Raw genomic sequence first — 23142 nt, forward strand, 5'->3', positions numbered from 1 at the left:
ATTAAATTGAAGGCAGCAGCGCTGGCTTATCCTTCCAAACCTGAGGGACTAGGCACTTAGGTAGCGGCTGAGCCCCTTCTTGCAGCCAAATCGGTGCTGAAAACGCGATAGGGCGGTCACCATCAAACACCCGAACAAAGACATACTTTAACGCTGGGCTCGACACCAAGGTAGTTTCCCAATGGCTGCCGCTACTTCTTGCTATCACCGAATTACCCGGCCCAACCAATTCGAAACGCGGCGCAATAACAGTGGCGCTATTGCTTGCCATGCTAAGCTTAACGTTTAGATCACTGCCAATCACGCGTCGCAGACGAGACCCCATCACCTGGCCATCAATGCGGAAATCGAGTCGAATATCATTGTAACTTTGAGCCACCGCATAAAAACGGCGGGCCAACATAGCCTCGCGCAAATCGTCTCGACTACGTGACCGCGAGATAAGAACGGTCTTTGGCAGGTCTGCATCACCCCAGCGCGTATCATGATGATCCTCTGAGCCCACCGGCCCTAAGTACCAACCTTTGTCCAAAGCATAACTTAACCAACTACCCAAGGGCCCATCACTGTCGTATTCGCTGCCTTTGCCAAATACCTCAATACCTACTGTGCGGTAGTCCGCCGCTTTAACATAGCGAAAATCATTGAATGTAAAGCCTGGATCTCCGCCAAAGCTTTCAGCAATACTTTCTATAGCATCTTCTCGCCCTGGATGATTGAAACTAAGCAAGCCATCAGAACCACCACCAAACTCAGCGGGATAGCTAAACCACTGCCAGAATCTTGCCATTGTGAGCGCGTAACCGGGCCCGGTTTTAGCATTTATTATATTTCTTGAAAAAAATACATTGGCATGGCCAAAACGATCGGAGGTCCACTCAAACCCACGAAAAGCTGTAAAATTCTCGTCACTTGCGGCCAGTGCTTGTTCTTGTGTCGCCCGCCATTTAAGGAATGCATCGCTGCGATTATTATCATCAACGAAGACTAAGCAGTCTAAGATCTGTTCCGGCGCGCAATCGCCTCGACCTGCCGATAGCGGGATGGCCATATTGTCAGAGTGATCAGAGCTCCCCGAAAAATCAAAACCTGCGGCCTTAACACTAGCAAAAACATCAGCGGGACGGCTTAAATACGTACCGTCGGAGTACGCCGTGTGCTCATGAAGCGCACCAATATAATGCTCAAAACTCCTTTCATCAAAGGCTGGATTGCACTGCCCGGCAGAATCCTCTTCGCCGAGCTGCTCTAAAACATAACTTGGATCAGCGACATTCGCCAAGGCAGCACCACAAGTTTGTGGCCCAGGAGCATCCACACATGCCAAGACGGCAGGGCCCGCAATCTTAGTAAAGATACACTCACTACTACTAGGGTCAGTAGCGCAGGCAATAAAATTATCTGGATTTAGAACTGATGCTAAAGGCGAGAGGGGACAACCCTGCTGCAGGGGCTGGGACAAGCAACTGAACAGATCCGGCTGCGGTTTTACATTTGCTATACCCTGCAAGCTGATGTCACGAGTTTCTATATCACGGCCATCGCTTACCGCGAGCTTTAACTTAAAATTATAGTTCCTTGTCAGGATCGGTAAGGTAGCGGCAGCTGTGGGGCTTTCATCGTCGGTAATCGTTAAGATTGCTTGATTCTCCTCAACAAGCTGGCTCCACTGATAATGTAAGGTATTGCCATCTGCATCTTGAGCATCGGCTAGCAGAGCAACGGTCTCACCGCTGTATGCAACGCCGGGATCAATATAAGCATGCCGGATCTGTGGGGGCTGATTCACTGCCGCGCGGATAAGGACAGAAACCGTATCACTACTGCTACCGCCTTTGTCATCAATTGCTGTAAAACGAATTTTCATCACTCTATCTACACTTACGTTTGGAGTGATTAGTGACGGCTTCAGCGTATCGGAATTTCTAATATTAAGCGCTTGGTCAGGTTCTAATGCCTCCCACAAAAGACTTACAAGCTCGCCATCGCTATCACTCGCGCTACCATCGAAATGGATTTCAGTATTCGCTTGTGCCTCTCTATCTATACCGGCATCAACGACCGGCAAGGCATTAACAAACGTATCGAGCACCCTCACTTCGATTTCATCGAAACCTGTGAAACCGCCACTATCATATGCAAAGACACCAAAAACTACTGGCGCAGAAGAATCAACCTGAGGGAGTTTTATCGTTAAAGTGTCTTGGTCTGCAGCACCAATAATCTCTGCTATCGGACCGGACTGCTGCTGCCATTCAATGGATCGGATGCTTCGCCCACCCTGAGCGGATGTCATCACTCGTAAAACAATAGTAGCGCCTTCTTCTGCATTGAGGTCACTACCAGCATTAACAGTCGGACGCTTGTTTTGGTCATCGGCAGGGTAGACTCGCACCAACTTATTGATCTTTTGAATTTCCTGCCCCGGCAAACGGCGCTCTGCCCAAAAAGATAGTATTGTTGCTTGGCTAACGGCAGGCGCTGTGTAGCTAATACTATCTCGGCCTATTAGCACAGCGTCTTGATCGAGCTGGCTATTATCAAACTGCCAATCCCAACTGCCCGTGTCACCATTAACATTGGACTCTACACGCAGCGTATTGAGGGTATTTGAGGCGACGTCCGTGTCTCCTATAATATAAAACACGACCGCCGCAGAATTATCCTTAGTGGATTTAGTGCCGGATACGCTACTGCCACCACAGGCACTTAGCAACGTGCTTAACAAAAACATCCAAATTAAATAAACGCCAGCCTTATACATAATCTATAGAACCCAAAATATTTGGACTAAAGGTATCTCAGGCGCGTGACAAAAATATTAACAGATAAGGTGAAGACGCATATAAAGATTGAGAGCTTGCACAAGACACTGTATTTATATACAGTTATCGCGTAATTAAATACCGTTCAATAATCAGACGAGGTGAAACATGGCGGTAGTAGCCAAGTGGATGTGTGACAGGGACAATAGTATGTTCGATAACAAAAAAGATGCTGATGCCTACGACAAGATGTTGGAGTTAGCGGAAGGTTTTAGTGCTTTGCTTCAACAACATATTCCCAACGTCGACGAATCCAAGGCCGAGGAATTTGGGATTTTCCTAGCCAAAAATAAAGATGCTGTTATGCAGGCCTGTAAGGGCAGGGTAGAGGCACTAGACGAAATTGACTCCCAGCCAGCGGACAATATTCGTCCTTTATCGGCCCAAGCCACCTAATTCTGGCTTGAGACCGTGCTAAGTCATTATTGATCAGGCGGCGCGATTTTTCTTAAGTAGATCGTATGCCGCCTGAATTTCTTGTGCTTTCTCAGTCGCTATTTTCATCATATCTTCTGGCACACCTTTGGCAATCAACTTATCAGGATGATGCTGGCTCATCAGCTTACGGTAGGCTCTCTTTAACTCTGCATCCGAAACCGACTCTTCAACACCTATCGCTTGATAGGCTTTCTTAAGCTCAGAACCGCTAGCGTCCTGTCCGTAGGCTCCGCTGCTGTTAAACCCGCGCTGAGCCATGACCATGTCTAGTAGGCGCTGAAAGTCCTTTGCTGACACTCCCAAATAGCCCGCTACTCGCGTGACAATATCGCGCTCCGCCGCCGCCATCTCTCCATCTGCGAGCGCCATCGTTAACAGCGCCTGAAGGAGCATTTGACGAAGCAGGGGCTGGCTCTTCGCCACTTCCATAAAATCAGCCATTTGTGGCTCTAGCTCAAAACTGTTTTCGCTGCCTTCTTTAAATCGATCGATGGCATCTTGCCTGCGCGAGCCCGTCAAACCCAGCTGGCTAATAATGGCCTCAGTTTGCGCGACCTCAGACTCACAGACACGCCCGTCGGCCTTGGCAATATGCCCCATGACACGAAATACGGTATCAAAAAAGACGCCTTGAATACGCTCGCGCCCGGTGCCGTAGTTAAAGCGCATCGCCTGACCAAGGCCACGATCAAAGAAAGTGCCCACAGCAAAGCCCAGAAGTGCTAATAGTGGACCACCCACTAAAAATCCCAATATCGCACCAATAAATTTTGCCATTCTGTCCTGTCTCCTTAATATCTGGACGTAGATAGTAACAAGTCCACCACTACTACGACCAGAAACAAGCTTAGTCTTAACGCACCTGCTGTCATATCTGTATAATTCACCTCTTTGTTTATTTAGTGGGGAACGCCGTGAGTAAGGCAGACGTGAGCACCTTTCAGGGGCTGATCTTGGCATTGCAACAATACTGGGCCGAACAAGGCTGCGTGCTATTGCAGCCGCTGGATATGGAGGTTGGTGCAGGCACCTTCCATCCTGCCACGTTCTTACGCGCTATCGGTCCCGAGACTTGGAATGCGGCTTACGTGCAACCGTGTCGCAGACCGACCGATGGCCGCTATGGCACCAACCCAAATCGCCTGCAGCACTACTATCAGTTTCAGGTCATCATGAAGCCCTCTCCCAGCAATATTCAGGATCTATATTTAGACTCGCTGAAAATGCTCGGTATTGACCCCGAGGTTCACGACATCCGCTTTGTTGAAGATAACTGGGAATCGCCAACGCTGGGCGCCTGGGGCCTAGGTTGGGAAGTGTGGTTAAACGGTATGGAAGTCACTCAGTTCACCTACTTCCAACAAGTCGGCGGTCTAGAATGCTTTCCGGTCAGTGGCGAAATCACCTATGGCTTAGAACGCATCGCCATGTATCTGCAAGGCGTTGACAGTATTTACGATTTAATCTGGACGAAAGGTCCCGCCGGCAATGTCACTTACGGTGACGTATTCCATCAAAATGAAGTTGAAATGTCGCACTTCAATTTTGAGGAGGCTGACGTTGACCAGTTGTTTTCCCAATTCGATCACTACGAAAAAGAAAGCAAGCGACTAGTAGAGAAGGGCCTGCCACTGCCGGCCTACGAAATGGTCATGAAAGCATCGCATGCCTTCAATTTACTAGACGCCCGCCACGCGATTTCTGTTACCGAAAGGCAGCGCTTTATTTTACGCGTTAGGAGCTTGTCCCGCGCCGTTGCCCAAGCGTATTTCGATGCTCGCGAAGCCTTGGGTTTTCCACTGGCACCAGAAAATTTACGCGTTGAGTTTGCCGCCGCCAAGGAGAGTAAATAATGACTGCGAATCGTGATTTACTGATAGAAATAGGCACAGAAGAGTTGCCGCCTAAAGCCCTAAAAACTTTGTCTTCGGCATTTACCAAAAGCATTACATCGCAGCTCACTGCTCAGTCTTTAGACTTTTCTGCTGTAAAAAGTTTTGCGACACCGCGACGTCTCGCGGTGCTGCTATCTAATCTTGCTGAAACATCCCCAGACAAAGAGCTCGAAATCTGGGGCCCACCGGTTAAGGTGGCCTTTGATGACGCTGGCAAGGCAAGCAACGCCGCCTTAGCGTTCGCGAAAAAGAACCAGCTTAGTGTTGATAGCCTGGACCAATATATCGCCAATGACGGCAAGCAAGATAAACTATGCTATCGCCATATTGCCAAAGGCGTTGCGACCGAGGATCTTATTGCCGGCATTATTGATACCGCGTTAACTTCACTTCCCGTCGCAAAGCGAATGCGTTGGGGCTCATCTCGCACAGAGTTCGTTCGGCCCATACAATGGATCGCGATTGTGTTCGGCGGTGAAGTTATACAAAAAAATATTTTTGAAATAACTTCATCGAATATTACTCGCGGCCACCGCTTTCACTGCAATCAAGAATTAACTATAACAGCCGCAAATCAATACGAATCTGTTCTCAAAGAACAGGGAAAAGTAGTTGCCGATTATCAATTGCGCAAAGACAGTATTCGCAAACAAATTACAGCCCTTGGCGAAACCCTAGGTGGCCACACAGTTATTGGCGATGACTTATTAGATGAAGTTTGCTCCCTGGTCGAATGGCCAGTCGCTCTTGCCGGTAGCTTTGAGGAGCGCTTTCTAAAGGTTCCTGCTGAAGCATTGATTTCTTCAATGAAGGAACATCAGAAATACTTTCACGTAGTCGATTCTAGCGGCAATCTTATGCCGTTTTTTATTACAGTTTCTAATATCGAAAGTCATGACCCGAAAAAAGTGATTGCTGGTAATGAACGTGTCATTCGGCCAAGACTTAGCGACGCTGCGTTCTTCTTTGAAACCGACTGTAAGACTAGCCTAGAGAATCGCAGGGAGCGGTTGCGCGCCATTGTTTTCCAAGACAAGCTCGGTAGCATCTATGACAAAACATGTCGGGTTGCCGAACTTAGTGTCGATATCGCCAAGCTATTAGACGCCAACCCAGACACCGCCGCACGCGCCGCAGCGCTGTCTAAAAGTGACCTCGTTACCGATATGGTACTTGAGTTCGATGACATGCAAGGTATTGCGGGCTATTACTACGCTAAAAATGATGGTGAAGCCGACGACGTCGCGCTCGCGATGAACGAGCAATATATGCCGCGCTTTGCTGGCGACAGTTTACCTACTACCAGCACTGGTACTATCCTAGCTTTAGCTGATCGCTTAGACACCATTAGCGGTATTTTTGGCATTGGACAAATACCCACAGGTTCAAAGGATCCCTTTGCTTTACGCCGAGCCTCTCTCGGCGTGTTGCGGATTATTGTCGAGAAAAAACTGACACTAGATCTCAGTACCTTGGTGGACCTTGCGATTACAAAGCACGATAAGTTCGCCAACGACGCCAAGCTCAAGGGAACCGTCCTTAGCTATATTATAGATCGCTTAAGAGCGGGCTACGAAGATCAAGGCATCTCCACAGAGGTGTTCTTATCTGTTAATGCCAAGCAGCTTAGTGCGCCACTAGATATTGATAACCGCATCAAAGCGGTACAAGCCTTTAATCAGCTGCCGGAGGCGGGGGCGCTAGCGGCGTCTAACAAACGGGTATCAAATATACTCGCAAAGATTACTGACGAAATAGCAGACACTGTCGATGACAAACTGCTGCAAGAACCCGCAGAAATCGCGCTCGCAGAGCAGCTTGCTCTGCAAAGAAAAGCTGTTGCGCCCTTATTTGCTATCGGTGATTACGAAGGTGGCTTAAAGTCTTTAGCGTCCTTGCAGCCAGCCGTTGACGCCTTCTTCGAGCATGTCATGGTTAATGTTGACGACGAGGCACTGCGCCGAAATCGTCAGTCTTTACTCAAAGAACTGCAGGGGCTTTTCTTAGAGGTCGCCGACATTTCTATGCTAGTTTTAGGTAAATAAATGCCGTGCGTATTTAAGTCGAAGATACACCGCGCTGACGATCTGCGGTAGGCGCTGACGTTTACCGCTGAATAAAAAGAGATCCTTGAATGGCCTTTATAAAAAATATCTTTTTAACAATCCGCTCAGGGCTTTTCTTCACGGGCTATGCCTTAATAACGATTTTTATAAGTGTTACTGGCTTGCTATTTACTTCGTTTTTACCATTTCATATCCGGGGTAAGTATTTTGTTCTCGGCAATGCCGCTATTATTTTTTGGCTCCGTGTTTGCTGTGGTGTTAAAACGGAAATTCGGGGATCACTGCCAAAAAACACACCCTATGTGGCGATGGCAAAACACCAAAGCCAATGGGAGACATTTTATCTTCAGTGGTTCCTCTTCCCGGTGGCAACAGTAGTAAAGCGCGAGCTATTTAAGGTGCCGTTCTTTGGCTGGGCTCTGATGATGATGAATGCCATTGGTATTGATCGAAGTAATCCCAGAGCCGCTATACGCCAAACAATGGAACAAGGGCTATCCAGGCTTAATAATAATTACAGCTTGCTGATATTCCCGGAAGGCACTCGAACTCCTGTCGGCGTCCGCGGAAAATACGCACGCAGCGGCGCGAATATCGCGATTGAAGGGGGTGTGCCCGTGGTTGCCATCGCTCACAATGGGGGCAAATTGTGGCCTGCGAAAAAGCTCCGAATTACGCCCGGCACGGTTGTTCTGGTTATTAGCGAGCCTATAGATACCCATGGCAGAGAAAGCCGAGAGCTCACCCTAGAGGTTGAGAATTGGATAGAGGCACAATGCGATCTCATTCAATAGAAAGAAAGTATCACATCCACCTGAGCACTCGATCTAGTGCACTACGTAAAATGGCTAGTATTTAGCCCGAAGCTTACGTGCTTATATCGGAATAAGCGCGGCGCGCAATGCTCTGCGCAAATCTGCATAGTCGCTGGTGTGCAACAAGCTGGGTGGGTGGCTACCTTCGGGAATGCTTCCCATTTCAATTAGGGCCCACTTAATAGGTAGTGCATTGGGTTCTTCCAAGATCACTTGCACCAATGGTAGTAGGCGAGCGTTGAGTAATTCCGCCTTCTTTTGATCGCCCGATGCAGCGGCGGAATACAGGCTGTGCACAAGCGCCGGTGCGATATTAGCCACTACTGAGACAATCCCCGCATAGCCGTTCAAGACCCGGTGGCAGCCACTTGCTACGTCACCAGAGTAAAGCGCGAACCCCGAGGGAAGTTCCGGTATATGGCCTTCAATCGGATTAGCTGAATAGTTTATGAAACCGGCAATCCCGGAGATTTGTGATAAAGCGGCGACATCAATCGATGGCAGTGAATTCGACGCTCTAAGGTCATCGCTAATAATTAAAGGCAAGCCGCCCAGCTCTAAGACTGCCCGCAAGTACTCGAACAGCTCATTTTGGGAGAGACCGATGGGGGAGGGCAGAGTTAGTAGTGCGGCGCTAGCGCCAAACTCATCTGCGGCACTAGCGAAATCAAAGACGGCTTCTTGCCGGCTGCTACTGAGGTCGGCAATAACATCAATGCGGCCATCTGATTGCCAGATCGCGCGTCGCAGTATTTCTGTGCGCTCGTCAATACTCATCTCTGAAGACTGATTCAAGGCACTTCCAACAATTAGTGCTGAGCTGCCACAATCCACGTGCCAGTCCACCAGGGTTTCCAGTACTTCGTAATCTGGCGAGCCGTCGCTGTGAGTGGGGGTGGTCAGGTTTACTATACTGCCCTTAATCATCGGATAGCCTTCTGAATAGTGTATTTACTCATTAGAATAGTATAAATATTGAAAGTGAACCAAGATATCGAGATAGAATTCTTAATGTCCTTTTTGGGCCTTAAAGATGATCATGCGATATCTAATAATTAACGTCAGCCTTTTTGAACGGCTAAGAACAATAGCTAGGTTTTTCGATATTTCAGGAATTTAGAAGCCGGATACTTAAAATGACACAAGGTGTGTTGGGAGATCAAAGGACTAAATTTAAAACTGCCTTTCTGAGGCCGGACTTAATATTGGCTCATGAGCCCGCGCTATTATTGTCTTATTATTTTAGCCGCCGATACTATCCGACACCCCATCTAAACCGTAATAGCCTTTATGGTAAGGAGGCTATTACGGTCGATTAGGTCAAATCCATTTAAGCTGTACGTCCATCGACGCTCAGATCAAATATCCAGGTTGGCAACCTTAAGCGCATTGGTTTCAATAAACTCTCGGCGCGGTTCAACATGGTCACCCATTAATGTGGTGAATATTTGATCTGCTGCCACCGCATCTTCAATGGTGACCTTCAACATCCGACGCTCTTCAGGGTCCATTGTGGTTTCCCACAGCTGCTCTGGATTCATCTCGCCCAGGCCTTTGTAGCGCTGCACATTAAAGCCACGCTCCGCCTGCTGCATAAGCCAGGTGATAACTTCAGAGAAGTCACTGACCTCTTGAACTCGCTCGCCACGCTTTATATACGCACCATCTTCTAGTAAACCTTGTAGACTTTGCCCCAAAGAAATAATCGTTTGGTAGTCTACCGACCTGAAGAAATCAAGCCCGAACTGATAGTGATCACTCACTCCGTGAGAAATAATATCGATCGCTGGTAGGAATATATGTAGCTCAGGATCTTCTACAATACGCACATCATAGCGATGCTGAGCGTCACGAAGCTCAAGTTCAACCGTCACTTCGGCGAGTCGCTCTGCCCACTTAGCGACAAGCGCTTTATCGGCTAAGTCATCTGCACTCAACACTGGCATATAGGTCAATTCACGTAAAACAGCAGCAGGGTAGAGACGGGCAAGGCGGCTGATAATACTTTCAACACGGCGATACTGAATAATTAACTCTTCTAAGCCAGCGCCACCAATTGGTGCGGCATCTGGATTCACATACAGACCGGCACCATCGAGCGCCGACTGGGTGAGGTAATTTGCTAGCGCCGGTTCGTCTTTCAAATATTGGTGGCTCTTGCCGCGACCAATTTTATAGAGGGGAGGCTGAGCGATGAATATATGACCATTTTCAATTAGCTCAGGCATTTGCCTGAAGAAAAAGGTCAGTAGCAAGGTACGAATATGCGAACCATCCACATCCGCATCGGTCATTATGATAATGCTATGGTAGCGCAATTTTTCAACGTTGAACTCGTCTTTACCAATGCCGCAACCCAGGGCCGTTACGATAGTACCAACCTCAACCGACGAAATCATTTTGTCAAAACGCGCCTTCTCAACGTTAAGTATTTTACCTTTCAATGGCAAAATCGCTTGCGTGCGACGATCACGACCCTGTTTTGCAGAGCCACCCGCCGAATCACCCTCGACTAGGTAGATTTCAGAAAGAGCGGGGTCTTTTTCCTGACAATCGGCGAGTTTACCCGGCAAGCCGGCAATATCGAGGGCGCCTTTACGGCGGGTCATGTCCCGCGCTTTGCGAGCCGCTTCGCGGGCGCGCGCTGCATCAAGCATTTTTTGCACAATTTGCTTCGCCTCGTTGGGGCTCTCCATTAGGAAATCACCAAATTTAGCTGTCATTGCCTGCTCTACAATAGTCTTCACTTCACTGGAAACCAACTTGTCTTTGGTTTGCGAAGAGAACTTAGGATCAGGAACTTTAACGGAAACCACAGCCGTAAGACCTTCACGAGCATCATCACCTGTTGTCGATATTTTGGCTTTTTTGGCCAAACCTTCTTTCTCAATATAGTTATTTAGATTCCGTGTTAATCCAGCCCGGAACCCCGCTAAATGGGTGCCGCCGTCCCGCTGTGGAATGTTATTGGTATAGCAATAAAGGTTCTCTTGAAACCCATCATTCCACTGCAAAGCGACCTCGACCACCACGCCGTCACCCTCGGTCGTAAAATGAAAGACCTTGTTAACAGGGGTTTTATTGGTGTTCAAGTACTCAACAAAAGCGCTCAATCCGCCCTCGTAGCAGAAGTTCTCTGTTTTACCGTCGCGCTCATCAATCAACTCAATATTAATACCCGAGTTCAAAAATGCTAATTCACGAATACGTTTAGCCAGGTAATCAAAGTGAAATTCGATGTTATTAAACGTTTGAGCCGAGGGCTTAAAGCGTATCTCAGTGCCACTACGCTCAGTATCACCGATAATTTTCAGTGGCGCTTGAGGAACACCGTGTTTATAGATTTGCTCATGGACATTACCGCCGCGACGTATCGTCAGCCGTAACTCTTCTGATAGCGCATTTACAACAGAAACACCCACACCGTGAAGGCCGCCAGAGACCTTGTAGGTATTATCGTCAAATTTACCGCCGGCATGGAGAACCGTCATAATAACTTCGGCAGCGGTTACACCTTCTTCATGCATCTCTGTTGGGATGCCTCGGCCATCATCCGACACAGATACCGATTCGTCAGCATGAATAACTACCTTAATCTTGCTGCAATGGCCAGCTAAGGCTTCATCTATAGAGTTATCAACGACCTCAAACACCATATGATGCAGGCCGGAGCCATCGTCTGTATCCCCAATATACATTCCAGGTCTTTTTCGAACCGCATCCAGCCCTTTCAGCACTTTAATGCTAGAGGAATCGTAAGCTCTATCTTCTGTCATCTCTATCTAACCTCTGTACCCGAATAACGGACAACTAACTTATTTTATGTTTTGCAGCAAAATACTGCCATACACCCACAACACGCCAGCAAGCTATATAGTGAATCTTCTAGCATTCTGAGACCACACCGTGTTCCACGTGAAACCTTTTTAACGGCTTACTCAAACACCAATCATCATTGAGGTCAGACCGCCTAACCGCACTGGCAAACACCTGAACATCTAACTCAATCAATTCTTTAAACACCGCACAGCAACGGCGCTCATCTAACTCTGCCGCCAAATCATCAACCAAGAACACCGTGGGGATCCCCTGATCTAACAGCACCTTCGACTGCGCCAATTTTAGGGCACAAACCAATGTTTTTATCTGCCCCCGGGATAGAACGTCACCAGCATCAAGCCTGCCTACGCGAAAGTCTATATCTGCTCGATGGGGGCCGCTTCTTGTGAACCCAGCCCGTAAATCACCTGCCAAATTATGTTTTAAACTTTCCGCAAAGCTGTACTCACCATCCTTCCAGCCCGAGGTCATGGACATACTTAGAGAAGGTACATCCAGGTCACCAATATCCGCAGAAGCGAGCAGCCGCCGATAGATCTCCTCGAAGGCTGCAGCCAGTAACTCAAAGTGAGAGCTGCGGGCATCCTGTATTAGCGCCCCCATAGCCTCCAACTCCCTATCCCAAGGCGCTATTAGCCCAGGGTCTATATTACCACGTCTAAGCAAGGAATTACGCTGCTGAAGCGCTTTCCTGTAGCGAGGCCAATACTCGAAAAAACCGGAATGTTTCACGTGGAACACCCCCCAATCCAAATACTGCCGCCTCACCGCCGGACCACCCTCCAACAAGGCGAAGCTGGCTGGATTAATCACCTGAACAGGCAACACGCCCGCCAACTGCCCAGCCGTGGAAAGTTTATCGCCATCCAACTTTACCAGTACCGGACCTTTCCTTGGCCTCCTCACACCTATAACCGCTGTCTCGACGCCGCCACTAAGACGCAACTCTCCACGCACGGTCAAATCATCCTTGCCGTATGAAATCACAGACTCCATTTTATGAGAGCGAAACGAGCGGGTGAGCGCTAAAGTATGAATAGCCTCTAGGATGCTGGTCTTGCCACTTCCGTTAATACCGTGAATGAAATTAAACGTGCATAGCGACTGCATATCCACGTATTGTAAATTCCTGAAATTATAGATGCCGAGTTTTTCTAAGCGCATAACGCGCACCATTCATCGCGCAGCGTTAGCTTATGTTTAAGAACAAATAATATATGGGGGAGGGGAGAACACATGAGGATGACACGCTCGTATTTCAAAAAAACATACCGTAAAAATAGAGCGCGCCCGAAAAACCCAACATTACAAACGCATTGGCATTACAACATACTGACAATTACTACCATCCGCCTCTTCTATTAAAGCCGAACTGTTAGCATCAGAAAGCGAGAACTTGGCAGACTCCCCATTAATAGCCGACAAAACATCAAGCAAATAGCTAACATTAAAGCCAATCTCAAGGCTATCTCCCTGATACTCCACAGCCACTGTTTCCTCTGCCTCTTCCTGCTCAGGGTTATTGGCCACAATACGAAGCTCACCGCTCGTTAACAACATCCGAATTCCGCGATACTTTTCATTCGACAAAATCGCGGTCCGCGCAAACGCTTGCTTAAGATCAGCTCTTGAGCCCAACACCACCTTAGTGCTATTGCGAGGCAAGACGCGCTCGTAATCAGGGAACTTGCCGTCGATGAGCTTAGATGTGAAGGTGAAATCAGTGGTGACTACCCGTATATGATTGCCACCAACAATGACTTCCGCGTCCTGGTCTTCGTTCATTAGCAAGCGTGCGAGCTCGACCACGCCTTTCCTTGGAACAATAACCTGCGCCACCTGATCCACATGGATATCACCTTCGAAGGTCGCCATAGCCAAACGGTGGCCATCAGTGGCTACCACGCGCAACTGACCCTCAGTCACTTCAAACAACATACCATTCAAGTAATAACGCACGTCTTGCTGCGCCATGGCAAAGCTAGTTCGTTCGATAAGACGCTTTAAATCACCTTGTTTTAAAGTGAAGGATTGCCCGCCCTTGGACTGCTCAACACTGGGGAAATCATTCGCCGCTAAGGTAGAAAGCTGAAAGCGGCTGCGCCCTGACTTCAAGATTAGCTTTTGCTCATCCAACTGAAAGCTAATAGTAGAGCCATCGGGTAGAGCCTTGCAGATATCAACCAACTTCCGCGCTGGCACTGTAATCTCACCAGACACACCAGCCTCATCATCAAGATGAACTCGACCAATCAGCTCGACTTCCAAATCGGTGCCGGTCAGCGCCAACTCCTGACCGTTTAATACAAGCTGCACATTCGCTAATATCGGTAAGGTCTGTCGGCGCTCAACTACACCCGCCACAAGGTTCAAGGGCTTGATCAACGCTTCCCGCGAAATCGAAAATTTCATGCGTTCGGTTCCTGTTCTTTTAAGTATCTGTTCAAAGGTTATGGAATACTAATAAGTCTACTTTAGTATATAAAGCCCAACTAAAACATCAGCTTGTCAGTAGTCGGATCAAATTTTGGTAATCTTCTCGTATATCACCATCACTTTCGCGTAATTCTTTTATTTTCCTGCAGCCGTGAAGCACTGTCGTATGATCACGACCTCCAAAACCTTCGCCGATCTCAGGCAAACTGTGATTCGTTAGCTCCTTAGATAAGGCCATCGCAACTTGACGCGGACGCGCCACCGACCGGCTGCGACGTTTTGACATAAGGTCGGCGATCTTTATTTTGTAGTATTCAGCAACCGTGCGTTGAATATTATCCAAACTCACCTGCTTATCCTGCAGTGCCAATAAGTCCTTCAGCGACTCTTTAATCAGGGGAATATCTATAGGCTTCGCCATAAATCGTGAGCTGGCTATTACTCGCTTTAATACCCCCTCTAATTCCCGTACATTCGACCGCACACGCTGCGCTATGAAAAAAGCGGCGTCAGAGGGAAGGGTAGCTTTTTCTTGCTCTGCTTTCTTTAAAAGAATCGCCACCCGCGTTTCCAATTCCGGCGGCTCTACGGCAACCGTCAAACCCCAGCCAAACCGCGACTTCAAACGTTCTTCTAAGCCCTTGATTTCCTTAGGGTACCTGTCGCAGGTTAGAATCATTTGCTGTCCGCCCTCAAGCAGGGCATTAAACGTATGGAAGAACTCTTCCTGGGAGCGATCTTTACCCGAGAAAAATTGAATATCATCGATAAGTAACGCATCAACAGAACGATAATAGCGCTTGAATTCGTTAATAGCATTTAGCTGAAGTGCTTTTACCATATCAGCAACAAAGCGCTCGGAGTGTAAATAAACCACCTTCGCATTTGGGTTTTGCTGCATCAAAGCATTACCTACCGCGTGCATTAAATGGGTTTTACCAAGCCCCACGCCCCCATAAAGGAAAAGCGGGTTATAGCCACGACCGGGATTACTTGCTACTTGACGCGCCGCTGCGCGCGCCAACTGGTTAGACTTACCCTCAACAAAGGTATCAAAAGTATACGACTCCATTAAAGAGCTCTGATGCCGGATACCCCCCTCAACCTCTACTTGCCGCTGACCGGTAATAATTTGCGGCGAATACGCCACCGGCGCAGATTGAGACGCTGGCTGACGCGATTGAGGGCGCGCAAAAGCATTATTATTTGATGGCGACGTTAGCACCGCCTGGGTGGAGCGTTCGCTGGGGGCTGGCGCCGCCATACCAGCGCCAGGGCCATTCGCTAGGCGATCAGCAATACCAAGCTCTACCTGTACTATTTTACCCGGCGGCGATAGCTCCGATACCAACTCGACAATACGTGAATAAAAACGGTCACCAACCCAGTCACGCACAAACCGATTCGGCGCAATCAACCGTATTAAGTCCCCGGCAAGCTCAACCCGCAGTGGTCTGATCCAAGTGTTAAATTGCTGAGAGGGCAACTCGTCTTGCAAATGCGCAATACATTTCTGCCACGTAACTTCCGGCAACACAATTCTCCACTTTTTGATAAATTTGAGCGTAAACCACCTACCAAAAACAAGCATTGGGCAGGTGGTTTTTAAATCCATTTAGCACACTATTCTACTCGCGAACAATGCGGTTATCCACAAAATTCAAAAACAATTCCAAGCTCAGAAAAAACGAAAATCCCTTTACTATCAATACGATAAACCTATATGTCGGGCATTGACAAAAAGTTCCAGAAAACCACTCACATGTTGATAACAACAATAAAAACCTGTGGGTAAGCTGTGCGCAAACTGTAACTTACGAGTGGACCACCTTTATAAAGGAAAACATGCAACTAAAGCCTACAAGTCATTGCTATTAGGCCTGATGTCCACTAAAATTCGCGATCCGATTTTTCACTGTCTCTGCAATAAAGTTGGAGGCAGTACCAGTAGCCCAGCTACTGGCTTATTTATGTTACGGACGAAATCATGAGTAAAAGAACATTCCAACCAAGTAATCTTAAAAAAGCACGCAACCATGGTTTCCGTGCTCGCATGGCAACTAAAAACGGCCGTGCTTTAATTAATCGCCGTCGTGCAAAAGGTCGTACAGTTCTATCTGCTTAATAACAATTAAGCGATAAGGTATGCTGGCTTAACGGTGGATTTTCAATTTGAGAAATCTTTACGCCTGTTGAATGCCAGCGAGTACCAAGCGGTATTCGACGAGTCACGTCTGAAAGTTTCAACCGCTGAACTACTGTTTCTAGCGCGCAAAAATAATCTCGGCCGTGGTCGTCTAGGCTTAGTAATAGCAAAGAAGAACGTAAAGCTCTCTGTGCAACGCAATCGCGTAAAACGCGTTGTAAGAGAGACGTTCCGGCTAAATCAACACAAGCTGAAAGGTATTGATGTCATTGTGTTAGCTAGGCGCGGTCTGGGCGATATCGATAACAAGCAGCTTCATGAAACCTGTAATCAGCTTTGGTACCAATTAGAAAAACGAGCTGAAAAACGCTTTCGTCAGCAAGAGGGCTAGTCAATATGCAGCGCTTGCTTATCGCCTGCATCCATTTTTACCGCCTGTTTATCAGTCCGCTGATGGCTCCGCATTGCCGTTTCTATCCCAGTTGCTCAAGCTACGCTGTAGAAGCCCTACAACAACACGGTGCTGTGCGCGGCAGCTGGCTTAGCCTAAAACGTATTTGCCGATGTCAGCCCCTAAGTGACGGCGGTTACGATCCTGTACCACCCTGCCATTGTCCTTCCACAGAAATCACACTTTCAAGGCATTCAAGCAATGATTGATTTTCAGCGCTATCTTCTCATCGCCTCCATCGCTGCACTATCACTGATGTTATTGGTGGAATGGCAAAAATTCGAGCCTAATACTCCCGTCATTACTAGCACTAATAGCAGCAACAGCAGTACAACTGCGGCGCCCACTACTAGCAATGACAGCGGTGATTTACCCGCTATTATTAGCAGCGATGACCTCACTACTATCAAAGCGAACGCCGGTGTCAGCACTAAGTACATCACTGTTGAAACCGACGTATTAGACTTGAAAATAGATTTACATGGCGGCGACATCGTTTACGCGGGTCTACCAGACTACACCATGAGCTTAGAATCTGATGATCCCTTTGTTATTCTTGAAAAAAATGATACCCGAAACTACATAGCTCAAAGCGGGTTAATCGGCAGCAATGCCACAGACACCTCAGAGGGTAGACCGCAGTTTGCAGCAACGAATGCTAATTACGTTCTGCAGGACGGGTCTGACACCTTAAATATAGATTTACATTATCAGTACAGCGACGCCATCACGATCATCAAACGCTTTCGCTTAAGCCGCGGCGAATACCTCATTAACGTTGAATATTTGGTCGATAACCAAAGCGATGCGCCATTCCAGGCAAGCTTTTTTGGCCAACTAAAGCGGGGCGATAGCGCTGATCCAAGCGTGAATGATGAGGGCGGTATGTTTGCTATGAAGCCTTTCATTGGCGTGGCATATGCTACCAATGAAGACTTGTACAACAAAACCACCTTCAGCAAGATGCAAGACAAACCTGTAAAAGCCAGCGTCAATGGCGGCTGGATTGGGGTAATACAGCATTATTTTGTCAGCGCCTGGGTACCACCAGTAGACAGCGTAAATGAACTAAGTACTATCGTGACCAAACAGGGCATGAACATAGCGCGTGTTACCAGCGCCGCAGTCACAATTGCACCGCGCAGCCAAGGTATAATAAGCGCCGATTTCTACACCGGTCCCAAAGATCAATACAGCCTACAAGAAATATCACCGGGATTAGAGCTCACCGTAGATTACGGCTGGCTGTGGTGGATCGCGCAACCTCTATTCTGGTTACTGACAAAAATACATTCCGTACTAGGTAACTGGGGTTTCTCAATCATCGCGGTGACTATTCTGGTAAAGGCCGCCTTTTTCCAGTTGAATCAAAAAGCCTTCACCTCTATGGCAAATATGCGCAAATTTCAGCCCAAGCTAGCTGAAATCAAGGAGCGCTACGCGGATGATCGTCAGAAACAATCTCAAGCCATGATGGATCTGTATAAGAAAGAAAAAATTAACCCTCTCGGCGGGTGCCTGCCAATGGTCGTTCAGATGCCGGTATTTATCTCTCTTTACTGGGTATTAATGGAAAGTATCGAGTTGCGCCACGCACCGTTTATCCTATGGATACATGATTTGTCAGCGATGGACCCTTACTTTGTGCTGCCGCTAATCATGGGTCTATCCATGTTCATACAGCAGCGTCTAAACCCAGCACCACCAGACCCAATGCAAGCTAAAATAATGCAGTGGATGCCAATCGTATTTACTTTTTTCTTCCTGTTTTTCCCAGCGGGCTTAGTATTGTATTGGGTCGTAAACAACACTTTATCTATTATTCAGCAATACATTATTACTAAGCGCATTGAAAAAAGCGGCTTGCCCTCCCGCTAAGCCACAGTGGATTACTCTACTGACACCATTGCCGCTATCGCCACGCCACCCGGAAAAGGTGGCGTTGGTATCGTCCGTATCTCTGGCCCCAAGTGTCAAGATATTGCCCGCGCAATGCTCGCTGTAAAACAATTAACTCCCCGCCATGCCCACTACGGTAACTTTCTAGAAACTACCCCAAGCGGCACCGCAACCATAGATCAAGGTATCGCCTTATTCTTCCCCGGACCGAACTCGTTTACGGGCGAAGATGTCCTAGAACTGCAAGGTCACGGTGGCCCAGTTATACTCGACTGCTTGTTGCGCACGGTGATAAACCAAGGCGCCAGAATGGCAAGGCCAGGTGAATTTTCAGAGCGTGCATTTCTAAACAACAAAATAGATCTGGCCCAGGCAGAAGCCATAGCGGACTTAATTGACAGCGCGTCTGAACAAGCGGCAAGACAAGCCCTACGCTCTTTGGAAGGAGCATTCAGTAAGGAAATAAATTCCCTAGTAGAAGCTATCACCATGCTAAGGATTTACGTCGAGGCCGCAATAGATTTCCCAGAGGAGGAAATCGATTTCATTAGCGATGGGCGAGTCGCCAGCGAACTCCAAAGTATTAAGCTCCATCTCGAAACCGTCTTTAACTCAGCAAAGCAAGGCAGCATACTCCGCGAGGGCATGACAGTCGTCATCGCAGGAAAACCCAATGCGGGGAAATCTAGCTTGCTGAACGCCTTAGCTGGACGAGAATCTGCCATTGTCACGGATATCGCGGGTACCACCAGAGATGTATTACGAGAAAACATTTTAATCGACGGTATGCCGCTACATATCATAGACACCGCCGGCTTGCGTGATAGCGAAGATCCCGTGGAAATAGAAGGTATAAAACGCGCCTGGACGGAAATAAGCCAAGCTGATCGTATACTGCTTGTCATCGACAGCAAAAATATAATGACCGACGAACCAATTATTCCGCCGGAATTTGATGTGTTTGTAAAACAAAAGAAAATAAGTCTGATCTACAATAAATGCGATTTAACAGGTCAAACAGCTGGATTACAGGACGATGCGATAAGCCGCGTTTACCTTTCAGCGAAGCACAATCAGGGCATTGATACCCTAAGAGAACATTTAAAATCTTGCGTCGGCTACGACGGCGGTGATACCCCCTTTATTGCCCGTCGCCGCCACATTGAAGCCTTAGAGCAAGGCCGCAGCCATATTCTAACCGGCGAACAACAGCTACTGACATACAACGCCGGAGAGCTTTTAGCAGAAGAACTACGCTTAGCACAAAATTCTCTTGCCGAGATTACCGGCGAATTTAGTTCAGACGATCTTCTCGGGCGTATTTTCTCCAGTTTCTGTATCGGAAAATAATGCCCCCACGATACACATCTTCAATAGCGAATAATGCGCAATAAAGGCTACACTTAAAGTCGTTACAGCATACCAAAGGATTGCCGATGCACCGACTTACCCTAACACGTAGCCTTACTATCTGCGCCGTTACCTTCTCGCTTTGCGCTCCCGTCACCGCGAGCTTATGGAATCCCGACGAACTTCCCGTCGTACTCACCCCCGCTAGGCTTAAACAGAACCGCAGCGAAGTCCCTGCCAGTGTGAGCGTCATTGACCGGGATATGATCACGGCTTCTGGCCTAAGGGATATCCCGGAACTATTTCGTCTGATACCTGGCACCTCTGTGGGCGCTAGAGACGGGTGGAATTATGTAGTGAGTTATCACGGCACGAATTACCGGGATTCCCGTCGCATGCAAGTCCTCATCGACGGACGATCTGTGTATCAGTCAGGATTAGCTACGGTTGACTGGAACGACATACCCATCACCATACAAGACATCGAGCGAATCGAGGTAGTGCGCGGGCCTTCCAGCGCAAGTTACGGTGCCAACGCCTTTCTAGGTGTCATTAATATTATTACTCGACATCCAAGCGATATAAACGAATATGAAGTTAATATTCTCAGAGGCACGGAAAATACCGAAAACTACCGACTCAGCCACGCTAATGAATTCCTGAACGGCACGCTCCGATTTACTATAGCCAGTAATCACGACGACGGCTTCGATGTAGACAGAAACGGTGACGAACGTTTAGATAGTAAATCGAACCAGCTTTTCAATACCCGTTACGAAACCCTTATTGATGATTACGCCATTAGCGTGGGTGTTGGATATAAGTCAGGTGAGATCACTGATGACCTTGCTGACGAAGACGTAACACAACCATATGCAGAAACCGACGATTACTATTTGTCAGCGCAAATAGAAAAAGGGTTCTCCGCTGTCCATCAATTAGCCCTGCAATATGATTTTTCGGCCCAAAAACAAATACGCCGTTGGACTGCAGAATTACCGCCTTCCTTCATCGGTCTAGACGATAACCCATCACTACTTGTACGCGGCGACGCCAATGAAGATTTACGCAGCAGTAGAACAGACGTCGATTTGCAAGACACCTATATATGGAGCGACAGCCTGAAGACAGTCGCCGGTGTCCACCTAAGAAGATCGCGGGTATCATCAGAAACTTACTATGGCAGGACAATCACGAGTAATAACTACCAGCTATTTTTTAATATTGAAAAAAATATAACGGATAAATTTACAATCAATACCGGCGGATCATACGAATATGAGCAAGACGTCGGCAAGAACTTTTCGCCTCGGATTGCTGCCCACTATCATGTAAATAAAAATAGTAGTTTTAGAGCTATTTATTCTGAAGCAATACGAACCCCGGATTTATTGGAAACATCCGCAAACTGGACATATACCGCACGGAATGTGAGGCCAGCATCAAACGGCGAAACAGAGGGTATACTTCTAATAACTGCAAAAGGTAACCCCAACGTCAAACCTGAAAAAATAGAATCAAGAGAAATAGGCTACTACGGAAACTTCAATAAATACCACCTACAATGGGATGTAAAAATATTTCATGATAAGTTGAATCAGCTAATATCAAATTCAATAGCCCTCGAAAGATTCAATCCCGTTAATAGCGGGAACTTGACCCAATCAGGCATTGAAACCGAAATTGACTATAGGCCAAATAGAAAATGGTTAGTCCACATTAGTTATGCTTACATAAAGAGTAAGGCATATAGCAACAGTGATCTTTCCTTTACACCAAGTACTGAAACCAGTTTTACACCAAAAAATTCAGGTAGCGCGCTCATAAGCTATCGCAGCAATAACAATATTCAAATCTCATTCCTACAATACTATGCGCGGTCAATAGGTACTTCCCAGAATAAATATTCTCGCAGTGATATACGACTATCTAAGATAGTAAATTTTTCAGATAGCGAAATAGAAATATCGTACTCGGGCCAATATAGACATGACGAAGACAGTGAGCTGCTCAGTAGCAATATATACACCAACGATCTTCGTCAATTTATTGGAATAAATTTTCGATACTAGTATCTACCAGGGTCAGGGATTAGCCTCTTGGTAAAACGACTTTACGGGCTAGCAATAACAGCGTTGATTTTGGTATCAACCTTGGCCTTTAGCGATGATGAAATTATCGTTGATCTCATACTGCCTGTAAAAAATAACACATTAAATGTTTTATCAAAAAACATCGCTAACAATCCCTACTTTACCGTTAACTCTTATATAAACACACCACCCGAAGATGATGCCAAAGGTGACATCTTAATCATCGTATCCGAGAAATTACTCCCGCTATTATCCGATAATCGTTATAAAGCAAAATTCGCACTTTACGTAAACTCACTTGAATATCTTGATAAAGATATTGAAAACACTGCTGCACTTTTTTCAGACCAACCTCTATTTAGACAAGTCTCTCTCATAGAAGCCATCTTTAATGGCAAGCCGATACAACTAGGAATTGCCTATCAAAATAAAAAATATGAAAAAATATTAGACGACCTTAGTAATACTTTCTCTTCCATGAAAATTAATATTAGAGAAATTGATAATGTAAATATTATTAGATCTATTAACAAGATAATACAGAAAAATGACGTACTCCTAAGCACCGCTGAAAATAACATATATAACTCAGACACTATTCGTTCTATTTTACTTAGCAGTTATCGACATCAAACACTCGTTATTGGACCGACTGAAGGTTTTGTTAATGCGGGCGCACTGGGAACGGTATTATCGACACCTGATCAATACACATTAGATATTATAAAAATGGTGAATCAATATATAACAACCAAAAAGTTGCCGCCCTCACAATACCCGAGTAACTTTTCAGTGAAAATAAATTACAGTGTTGCAGAATCCCTCGGTCTTAATATTCCGTCAGAAGAAGAATTAAGAATGCTCATACCCGACGGGGAAATACAATAA

The 23142-nt window shown here is 46.9% G+C and carries 18 protein-coding genes; 11 read left to right on the forward strand and 7 right to left on the reverse strand.

Annotated features, from left to right (window positions below):
• Position 1 precedes the first annotated feature (1 nt).
• Positions 2-2728: a PKD domain-containing protein gene (locus tag AB4875_RS01670; RefSeq protein WP_368374298.1), complete on the reverse strand. Its 2727-nt coding sequence runs from the start codon at positions 2726-2728 to the stop codon at positions 2-4.
• A 205-nt stretch (positions 2729-2933) separates the two neighbouring features.
• On the opposite strand from AB4875_RS01670, the gene AB4875_RS01675 reads away from it, so the two are divergent.
• Complete coding sequence (locus AB4875_RS01675) at positions 2934-3221, forward strand: YebG family protein (protein ID WP_368374299.1); 288 nt, start codon at positions 2934-2936, stop codon at positions 3219-3221.
• A gap of 33 nt (positions 3222-3254) precedes the next feature.
• Here the strand turns inward: AB4875_RS01675 and djlA are convergent, their stop codons facing one another.
• On the reverse strand, positions 3255-4040 hold the full coding sequence (djlA, locus tag AB4875_RS01680; protein WP_368374300.1) for a co-chaperone DjlA: 786 nt from the start codon (positions 4038-4040) through the stop codon (positions 3255-3257).
• A 137-nt stretch (positions 4041-4177) separates the two neighbouring features.
• Between djlA and glyQ the strand changes: the two genes are divergently transcribed.
• From glyQ to AB4875_RS01695, 3 genes are all read left to right on the forward strand, one after another.
• Entirely contained in the window at positions 4178-5116 is a 939-nt protein-coding gene (gene glyQ / locus AB4875_RS01685) for a glycine--tRNA ligase subunit alpha (RefSeq protein ID WP_368374301.1), read from the forward strand.
• Positions 5116-7203, forward strand: coding sequence for a glycine--tRNA ligase subunit beta (glyS, locus tag AB4875_RS01690; RefSeq protein WP_368374302.1), 2088 nt, complete (start codon positions 5116-5118; stop codon positions 7201-7203). Before glyQ ends, glyS begins: the two co-directional genes overlap by 1 nt.
• An 89-nt stretch (positions 7204-7292) precedes the next feature.
• Entirely contained in the window at positions 7293-8018 is a 726-nt protein-coding gene (locus AB4875_RS01695; protein ID WP_368374303.1) for a lysophospholipid acyltransferase family protein, read from the forward strand.
• A gap of 81 nt (positions 8019-8099) precedes the next feature.
• Here AB4875_RS01695 and AB4875_RS01700 read toward each other — a convergent pair whose 3' ends face one another.
• The 5 genes from AB4875_RS01700 to dnaA form a co-directional block, all read right to left on the reverse strand.
• Positions 8100-8966, reverse strand: coding sequence for a dihydrodipicolinate synthase family protein (locus AB4875_RS01700; RefSeq protein ID WP_368374304.1), 867 nt, complete (start codon positions 8964-8966; stop codon positions 8100-8102).
• 431 nt (positions 8967-9397) lie between these two features.
• Entirely contained in the window at positions 9398-11815 is a 2418-nt protein-coding gene (gyrB, locus tag AB4875_RS01705; RefSeq protein WP_368374305.1) for a DNA topoisomerase (ATP-hydrolyzing) subunit B, read from the reverse strand.
• 109 nt (positions 11816-11924) lie between these two features.
• Positions 11925-13043: a DNA replication/repair protein RecF gene (recF, locus tag AB4875_RS01710; protein ID WP_368374306.1), complete on the reverse strand. Its 1119-nt coding sequence runs from the start codon at positions 13041-13043 to the stop codon at positions 11925-11927.
• A gap of 141 nt (positions 13044-13184) precedes the next feature.
• A complete protein-coding gene (gene dnaN / locus AB4875_RS01715; protein WP_368374307.1) occupies positions 13185-14291 on the reverse strand; it encodes a DNA polymerase III subunit beta in 1107 nt (368 codons plus the stop codon).
• An 88-nt stretch (positions 14292-14379) separates the two neighbouring features.
• Positions 14380-15849: a chromosomal replication initiator protein DnaA gene (dnaA, locus tag AB4875_RS01720; protein WP_368374308.1), complete on the reverse strand. Its 1470-nt coding sequence runs from the start codon at positions 15847-15849 to the stop codon at positions 14380-14382.
• A 453-nt stretch (positions 15850-16302) separates the two neighbouring features.
• Between dnaA and rpmH the strand changes: the two genes are divergently transcribed.
• The 7 genes from rpmH (at position 16303) to AB4875_RS01755 (ending at position 23142) form a co-directional block, all read left to right on the forward strand.
• The gene (rpmH, locus tag AB4875_RS01725) at positions 16303-16440 is read left to right on the forward strand and encodes a 50S ribosomal protein L34 (RefSeq protein WP_368374309.1); all 138 of its coding nucleotides are present in this window, start codon (positions 16303-16305) and stop codon (positions 16438-16440) included.
• 34 nt (positions 16441-16474) lie between these two features.
• Entirely contained in the window at positions 16475-16852 is a 378-nt protein-coding gene (rnpA, locus tag AB4875_RS01730) for a ribonuclease P protein component (protein ID WP_368374310.1), read from the forward strand.
• A 5-nt stretch (positions 16853-16857) separates the two neighbouring features.
• Positions 16858-17121 carry a membrane protein insertion efficiency factor YidD gene (gene yidD, locus AB4875_RS01735; RefSeq protein ID WP_368374311.1) on the forward strand — a complete coding sequence of 88 codons (264 nt, stop codon included), beginning with the start codon at positions 16858-16860 and terminating at the stop codon, positions 17119-17121.
• Positions 17114-18790, forward strand: coding sequence for a membrane protein insertase YidC (gene yidC / locus AB4875_RS01740; protein WP_368374312.1), 1677 nt, complete (start codon positions 17114-17116; stop codon positions 18788-18790). Before yidD ends, yidC begins: the two co-directional genes overlap by 8 nt.
• A 6-nt stretch (positions 18791-18796) precedes the next feature.
• Complete coding sequence (mnmE, locus tag AB4875_RS01745; RefSeq protein ID WP_368374313.1) at positions 18797-20161, forward strand: tRNA uridine-5-carboxymethylaminomethyl(34) synthesis GTPase MnmE; 1365 nt, start codon at positions 18797-18799, stop codon at positions 20159-20161.
• An 86-nt stretch (positions 20162-20247) separates the two neighbouring features.
• Positions 20248-22233, forward strand: a complete 1986-nt coding sequence (locus AB4875_RS01750) for a TonB-dependent receptor plug domain-containing protein (RefSeq protein ID WP_368374314.1) — start codon at positions 20248-20250, stop codon at positions 22231-22233.
• A gap of 27 nt (positions 22234-22260) precedes the next feature.
• Positions 22261-23142, forward strand: a complete 882-nt coding sequence (locus tag AB4875_RS01755; protein ID WP_368374315.1) for a hypothetical protein — start codon at positions 22261-22263, stop codon at positions 23140-23142.

It is taken from the genome of Zhongshania sp. R06B22, assembly GCF_040892595.1.
Taxonomy (GTDB): Bacteria; Pseudomonadota; Gammaproteobacteria; order Pseudomonadales; family Spongiibacteraceae; genus Spongiibacter; species Spongiibacter arctica.